General features: G+C 66.5%; 4 protein-coding genes. 2 read left to right on the forward strand and 2 right to left on the reverse strand.

The window, feature by feature from the left end:
• Positions 1–69: 69 nt before the first annotated feature.
• Entirely contained in the window at positions 70–819 is a 750-nt protein-coding gene (locus tag AC0SZ7_RS20375; RefSeq protein WP_475506082.1) for a GntR family transcriptional regulator, read from the reverse strand.
• A 319-nt stretch (positions 820–1,138) separates the two neighbouring features.
• Between AC0SZ7_RS20375 and AC0SZ7_RS20380 the strand changes: the two genes are divergently transcribed.
• A complete protein-coding gene (locus tag AC0SZ7_RS20380) occupies positions 1,139–2,488 on the forward strand; it encodes an NCS2 family permease (protein ID WP_475506083.1) in 1,350 nt (449 codons plus the stop codon).
• Positions 2,489–2,512: 24 nt separating this feature from the next.
• The gene (locus AC0SZ7_RS20385) at positions 2,513–3,142 is read left to right on the forward strand and encodes a LysE family translocator (protein ID WP_475506084.1); all 630 of its coding nucleotides are present in this window, start codon (positions 2,513–2,515) and stop codon (positions 3,140–3,142) included.
• Here the strand turns inward: AC0SZ7_RS20385 and AC0SZ7_RS20390 are convergent.
• Positions 3,129–7,223 carry a hypothetical protein gene (locus AC0SZ7_RS20390; RefSeq protein ID WP_475506085.1) on the reverse strand — a complete coding sequence of 1,365 codons (4,095 nt, stop codon included), beginning with the start codon at positions 7,221–7,223 and terminating at the stop codon, positions 3,129–3,131. The two genes, AC0SZ7_RS20385 and AC0SZ7_RS20390, sit on opposite strands and share 14 nt — an antisense overlap.
• Between the last annotated feature and the right edge of the window lie 182 nt (positions 7,224–7,405).

Genomic DNA, 7,405 nt, shown 5'->3' on the forward strand with positions numbered 1-7,405 from the left:
GTTTGGGGGCGGGCGGGGGGGGGGGCCCCCCCCCACCCCCCTGGCCCCCGCGCCCCCCCCCCGCGTCCGTTATTTACTACCCTTCTTGCCCTGCAACAGGTGCGAGAACACCGCGTGCAGGTCGTCCGAGGCGCTTTCCTCGTCCAGGTTCAGCTTGCTGTCGATGTGGTCCATGTGGTGCATCATCAGGTCCACCGCCAGGGCCGCGTCGCGGGCCTCGATGGCGTCGATCAGCTGGGTGTGTTCATCGTAGGAACAGTGCGAGCGGTTGCCGCTTTCGTACTGGGCGATGATCAGCGAGGTCTGCGACACCAGGCTGCGCTGGAAGCTGATCAACGGCGCGTTCTTCGCCGCCTCGGCGAGCTTCAGGTGGAATTCCCCCGACAGGCGAATGCCGGCGCCACGGTCGCCGCGCGAGAAGCTGTCGCGCTCATCCAGCACCATTTGCCGCAGCTCGGCCAATTGCTCGGCCGTGGCGTGCTCTACCGCAAGCTCGGTGATCGCACGCTCCACCATGCGGCGGGCGAAGAACACTTGCCGCGCCTCTTCCACGCTGGGGCTGGCCACCACCGCGCCGCGGTTGGGGCGCAACAGCACCACGCCTTCATGGGCCAGGCGCGACAGCGCGCGGCGAATGATGGTGCGGCTGACGCCGAAGATCTCGCCCAGCGCTTCCTCGCTCAATTTGGTCCCGGGCGCCAGGCGCTGTTCGAGAATGGCCTCGAAAATATGGGCGTAGACGATGTCGTCCTGGGTGCCGAGGCGCCCGGCCTTGGCCGCGCGCGTGGGTTTCTTGAGGGGTTGCAGCTGTTCGTTCATGGGCACTCGAAGGTGAAGGTTTTGCGGCAGTAAGGCCCATTGTACACAGGGCCACGGGCTTGTGTCAGTTCAAGCATAGCGGCACTTGGCAACCACCGGCGGCGGCCATATAGCGCGATCGGCAAATAAAGTGCGCACAAAATCAAAAACATTATTTGCATTCTTTGTATACAAACGCATAATCCCCACGAGCGACTTTCCTGACCCACAGGTCAAATAATAACGGTCGCCGGCATTACCACTCTTACCTGCCTCACGGGGTTGCGCACCATTGGGCGTGGCTTCGGAAAACAACAAAAGCCTTGAGGAGTAACCCGCTGTGGAAAGCAATAAATCCGAAGCCGCACCCCTGGACCTGGCCCCGCCCCTGCGCCGTGGCCTGCTGGAACGCCTGTTCAAGCTGAGCCTGCACGGCACCACGGTGCGCACCGAACTGATCGCCGGCCTGACCACCTTCATTACCATGGCCTACATCATCTTCGTCAACCCCAACATCATGGCCGACGCCGGCATCGACCACGGCGCGGCGTTCGTCGCCACCTGCATCGCGGCCGCCCTGGGCTGCCTGCTGATGGGCCTGTACGCCAACTGGCCAGTGGGCCTGGCGCCGGGCATGGGCTTGAACGCCTTCTTCACCTACACCGTGGTCGGCACCATGGGGTATTCCTGGCAGACCGCCCTGGGCGCGGTGTTCATCTCTGGCGTGCTGTTCATGGTGCTGACCCTGTCGCGCGTGCGCGAGTGGCTGCTCAACAGCATCCCGGTCAGCCTGCGCCATGCCATGGGCGCCGGCGTCGGGCTGTTCCTGGGCGTCATCGGCCTGAAGACCTCGGGCATTATCGTCGCCAGCCCCGCCACGCTGATCAAGCTCGGCTCGCTGCATGAGGCCGGGCCGCTGCTGACCGCGCTGTGCTTCCTGATGATTGCCGTGCTCAGCTACCACCGGGTGTTCGGCGCCATCCTCATCAGCATCGTCAGCGTCACTCTGATCGGCTGGGGCCTGGGCATCGTGCAATACGGCGGGGTGTTCTCGCTGCCGCCCAGCCTGGCGCCTACCTGGATGGCCATGGACGTGGCCGGGGTGTTCAACGTCAGCATGATCAGCGTGGTGCTGGCCTTCCTGTTCGTGCACATGTTCGACACCGCCGGCACGCTGATGGGCGTGGCCCAGCGCGCCAACCTGGTGAACGCCGAGGGCCGCATCGAAAACCTCTCCCGCGCCCTGAAGGCCGACAGCGCCTCCAGCGTGTTCGGCGCCATGGTCGGCGTGCCGCCGGTGACCAGCTACGTGGAGAGCGCTGCGGGCGTGGCCGCCGGTGGCCGCACCGGGCTGACGGCAGTCACCGTGGGCCTGCTGTTCGTCGCGGCGATGTTTTTCGCACCGCTGGCTGGCATGATTCCGGCTTATGCTACCGCCGGCGCGCTGATCTACGTGGCCATGCTGATGATGGGCGGCATGGCCCACATCAACTGGGACGAAGCCACCGACAGCATTCCGGCCATCGTCACCCTGATCATGATGCCGCTGACCTTCTCGGTGGCGGACGGCATTGCCCTGGGCTTCATCACCTACGTGGCCTTGAAGGCGGGCACCGGCAAACACCGCGAGATCTCGGTGAGCCTGTGGGTGCTGTGTGCGATATTCATCGCCAAGTTCATCTTCCTGTAACCGGAAGTCCTGAGGAGAAAAACAATGAGTGTGGAAACCTGGCTGTTGTTCAGCGTCGCGGCGCTGGTGGTGATCGTCATCCCCGGCCCGCTGTCGCTGCTGATGATCGGCAACAGCCTGAACTACGGCCTGCGCCGCTCCTACCCGGCGTTCCTGGGTGGGGTAAGTGCTTCCATCTGCCTGCTCAGCGCTTCGGCGCTGGGCCTGGGCGCGTTGCTGATGGCATCGGAGCAGGTGTTCAGCGCGCTGAAGATCGCCGGCGCGCTGTACCTGTTCTACCTTGCCTGGCAAAGCTGGCAGCAGTCGCGCCGCGCGCCCAGCGCTGCCGAGGTGCCCGGCACCCTGCCCGCGCCGCGCTTTGGCGCGCTGTTCTGGCGTGCCTTCGCCCTGGGCGCCAGCAACCCCAAGGACATCCTGTTCTTCGCCGCCTTCCTGCCACAGTTCCTCAATGCCGAACACTCGCTGGCGGCGCAGTTGGGCATCATGATTGCCACCTGGGCCGTGCTCGACCTGCTGTGCAAGCTGGGGTACGGCCTGGGGGCCCACGGTGCGGCGCGCTACCTGCGCAGCGGCCGCGGGCAAAGCTGGTTCAACCGCGTCAGCGCCGGGCTATTCGGCACGGCGGGCGCGGTGTCGTTGCTCAGCTCCCGCTGAGGTAGGGCGGCAGCTCGAACTTCATCAGCTTGATCTGCCGGTGGTAGGTGGCCCGGGTCAGGTTGGCCATGATCAGGTGCAGGCGGTTGCGCGCCCTGGCCGCCTGCACCTGCTGGTAGGTGTCCGGCGGCAAGGTCAGCTGCAACTGCCGCACGTAGGCATCAGCTTCGAGGAAAATACGCTCGTGCGCAGGGTTCATCACCTTCATCTGCCGTACCAGCACCACGTACACATCCCCTGATACAGGGTTGCGCAACACCATTTCCGGGCCATGGCGCAGGTTGATGGCAGGCCCGCCAGGCAGGCGATCATAGTAATCGCCAGCGCTGGTGCGCAATTTCCCGACTACCAGTTCAGGGGTATTGTCCAGCTCATCGACGCGCATTACCCATTCGCGCCGGCTTTCGCTGGTGGTGGTCTTGTTGAAATCGTAGGTCATGTCCCGTGCCGACGAGGGTCGCAGCAGTGCCAGCGGGTCCAGCGCCGTGTCCTGGAAATTGCGCGCCGCCGACGTCCATTGTTCTATCTGCCAACGGACGTTGAGCAAATGCGCGGTGGAGAACTGCAGGCTGGATGGCCCGGCGCTTTCGAGCATCATCGCGGCAATGCCCTGGCACGACAACTGGTCGAACGAGGGGAACCGGTCGGCAATCGCGCCCGCCACGCCACCGGGGAACAGTTCACCCTGGTCGACCCACACGCTGCCATCCCAGAGCGCTCGGTGCGGTTTCAGTTCATTGAGCTCCAGCATGCTACCGTCACCAATGCGCCCCAGGCCAAATACCGCTTCCGGCACCTCACGCCGAGGCACGCTGCCCCACACCGGGCGCACTTGAAAGTGCACCACAATGAACTCCTTGCCACTGCCGTCGAGGCTGCGCAGCACCGCGCCGCCGGGCCCAACCCGCTGGTACACCGCGATTTCCTCCAGCAACCGCAGCATGCGGTCCAGGTGCTGCCCGGCGATGGCGTCGCGGGCATACGGCACCAGCCATTCGGGGGTGCCACGCAGGCGCTTGATTTCAAGGGCCAGCACGCTTTCAAACAGGTGCGGTGTTTCCGGAAACCTGAACTGGTTGCGAAACAGTTGCCACTCGGCAGGCGTGCAGTGCGCGAACACATCGCGCACGACGTCCAGCGGCACTCGGTTCAGGCCATCCAGCGCCTCCCCCCATGGCGGAAACCTGCCGTTGCTGGCCAGGTAGGTGCGCAAGTGTTGCAGCAGCAACCCCGAAGGACTGTCGGTGCAAAGCCCCCACACCACCCGCAAGGCCACGGCGTCGCGCCGGCGGAAGTCCGCCAGGTCATCTGCGGTCACCAGAAAATAGCGCATCAGCTCATCGTCGCTGAGGGCATCCAGAGCCTCCTGAAGGCGCTCCGGCACATCGTCCAGGCCACCTGCCAGCCCGGTCCCCGTTGCCTGTCGACGCCACAACCCGCTGGCAGTGAGGTGCACCGCATGGCCATGGCGTTCGCCGTGCTCCGACACCACCCGCAGCACCTCCAGCGGGGTACGGTCAGTGGCGCGCTGCACGCGGAACCAACGCCCCGCTTCATCACGGATATAGCTGCTGCTGAACCCCGGCCCGTCCTTGCGCCAAGTGCCGGCGAACAGGCCATTGGTGACCGCTTCCAGCGGCGCCGGGGCCTGTTTGAGGGCGAAGGTGCGGTCAATGCGCAGGTCAACCGGCAACACTGCCGCCCGCTTTTCCTGACGGTTGCGCGCCAGCCGCAACCAGGCACCCGCGCCCTTGGCGCCCACGGCCAGGTCGCCCAACGCGCCCAGCGCATTGAGTGCGGCGCCCAGGGCATGGCCCGGCACCGCGTCCTTGTCGCCACGCTGTTGCGCGTCGATGGCCAAGGCCAGGTCCTTGAGCGCAAACAGCGTGCCCAGTGCAAACGCTGCCGGCGGGAACGGCAGGGTCGCGACCATCAGCACCAGCTCCACGGCGAACAGCGCACGTTCAATGCGCTCGCGCAGGGCCTGGGCCTGCCCGACGTGACTTTCGGCCACCCGCGCCAGCGCCTGGCGCACGTGCTGGTCGTAGAAGGCCTCATGCAGGTTGGCCACCGGCAGCGCCGAGGCTTGCGGCCCGGGTGCAGCGCCATCGCCGACGGCGCGCAGTTGGTAGGTCATCCAGTCCTGCACCTTCACCCGCAGGCGCGCCAGCAGGTAGTCCGTCATGTCCTGGCGACGCACCGCCCGGGCCATGCCCGAAAGCGGCCGGAACTCCAGGCCATCCGGCGCGCCGGGGGTGTAGACCAGTGACCGGTCACCCTCTTTGAACACCCACAGCCCCTCGACGGTTTCATGGCTGCGCTGGCCGCGGGGCAGAAGGTTCAGCCAGGGGTATTTGTGCACGTTCACCAAACTACCCACCTCGAACTGCAGGCTGAAGAGTTCCACCCAGTCATCCGCCTCCCCTGGCGGTTGGGCAAACTGTTCCACCAACGCCTGCTGCCCGGCGGCCAGGCTGCCTTGCAGGACGCCGGCCAGTGCCGCGCGCTGGAAGTCCTGGCGGGCCATCTCGGCATAAAGCGCGCGGCGCCCGGCGTAACCGACGGCGCTGGCATCCAGCAGCTGCGTTTGCACATGCGCCGCGTACTGGTCCGCCAGCCACTGGCCGTCCACATCTTTCTCCAACCGCTCCCAGGTCAATGGGCTCAGGTCCAGCCCGGCCGGGCCGCTGGCGCTCACCTGGCGCGCATGCTCGGGCCGGTGCACGTAGCCCAGCTCGTCGGGTGCTATCAGGGTCAGGTCGAACGGTGGTTCGAAGGCACGCTGCAGGCCGGTAATCACCAGTTCGGTGAAGGTGCAGGTGCGGTTGAAGGCGGTCAGCAGGACCGTATCGGGATCGACCTCCTCGCTCAACAGTATGGCCAGCAGCGCCGCGGCCTTGTCGCGGGCGAACAGCTGGAAGGCAGGTATAGGCAGACTCGCCTGCACATGCTCGCGCAGCAGTTGCAGCGAGGTTTCCCGGCGTAGCAACTCCCGGCGCTTGGCCAGCGGCGCGTTGATGTACCAGGCCGGGTTCAGGTAGTGCTGCAACGCCTGTTGCCGACCGACCTGCCACTGCGCGCGCAATTGGAACAGCCGTTGTGGCGTGGGCGCGTCCCAGCGCACCCAGCGTGGCTCGCGCAGGGCCATGGCCAAGGCTTCCTGGTCGTGTTCGGCAATCTGCGCCTTCAGCCAGCTTGTGCCGCACCAGCCGGTCAACATTGCCTCCAGCGCCGCCTCGTCCAGGCTGCCCCACCATTGCCGCTCGCCGGGCGCGTCGGCGGCGTACAGCAGGAAGCTGTCGGCGCTGGCCTCGGCAGGCCGGTGGCGCACCACCATCAGGCCGTTGAGCTGCAACACCGCGCGCGGGCGCACGGCCCCCTGGCCGATGGCAGGGGCGTTGTCCAGCACCACGGTCTGGCATTTACCGGCCTTTGCGTTCAAGGCGGCTTTCCAGGCAGCCTGGTCCTGGGTACTGAGGTCGCCACGCAGTAACGCGGCATAGGCCGAGGCGTCGGCGCGGGCGAGCAGCAACTGCCCCAGCGTGGCCTGGCGGGCGTCGGTCCAGAGGCTGGCCTGGGCATGGTGGAAATCAACGCGCAGTTGCAATGGCGCCAGCACCGTCGCCAAGCGCTCGGGGGTGAGCATTGTCAGGTGCGACGGCAGCGGCTCGCCATCGTAGGTCAGGGTGCTGCGGGCGAGGAACGCCGAGCCGGCGGTTTCATCCCCGGCGGGCAGGCCATAGGCGGCAATGGCGGACACCGAGCGGGTCCATTGGCACGCAAGCTTGCCCGCCATTACCTCCCGCGGCGTGGTCACCATCAGCAATGCGGGGTCCAGTGCTTCATCAACCAGTGGCTTCAACGCGGCGGCCATGTGCGCGTTGCTGTAGGCCAGCAACGAGGCGTTCGCGCCCAGCTCGGCGCTCAAAGCTTGTTCCAGCGCCTGCACCTGGCGCTCATGGCGGTCGAGGCGGCGTTGCTGGTCGGGCGTGGCCGCCAGCACCCAGGCGGGCAGCTGTTGGCGCACGGCGGCCAGTAGCTCATCAAGCGGCTGCGATTCGGGGGTAGGGTCGAAGGTCATGGCGCATCTCCTGGCAAGGTGCGGCCCGGCGGCATGCCGGGCCTTTCACCAGGGGACATTGGAGCGTCAGTTCAAGAGGGAACTGCGGTACATATGCGCGACCCGTCGGGACGCGGGGGGGGGGGGGGGGGGGGGGGGGGGGCCTGGCAGCAGCCGCGCCGCCGCGGGCGGCGGGAGGGGCG

The sequence above is a fragment of the Pseudomonas sp. JC1203 genome, assembly GCF_056175065.1.

Coding starts and splice junctions, on each gene's coding strand:
- AC0SZ7_RS20375 (WP_475506082.1), bottom strand. CDS start 819: ATGAACGAACAGCTGCAACCCCTCAAGAAACCCACGCGCGCGGCCAAG.
- AC0SZ7_RS20385 (WP_475506084.1), top strand. CDS start 2,513: ATGAGTGTGGAAACCTGGCTGTTGTTCAGCGTCGCGGCGCTGGTGGTG.
- AC0SZ7_RS20390 (WP_475506085.1), bottom strand. CDS start 7,223: ATGACCTTCGACCCTACCCCCGAATCGCAGCCGCTTGATGAGCTACTG.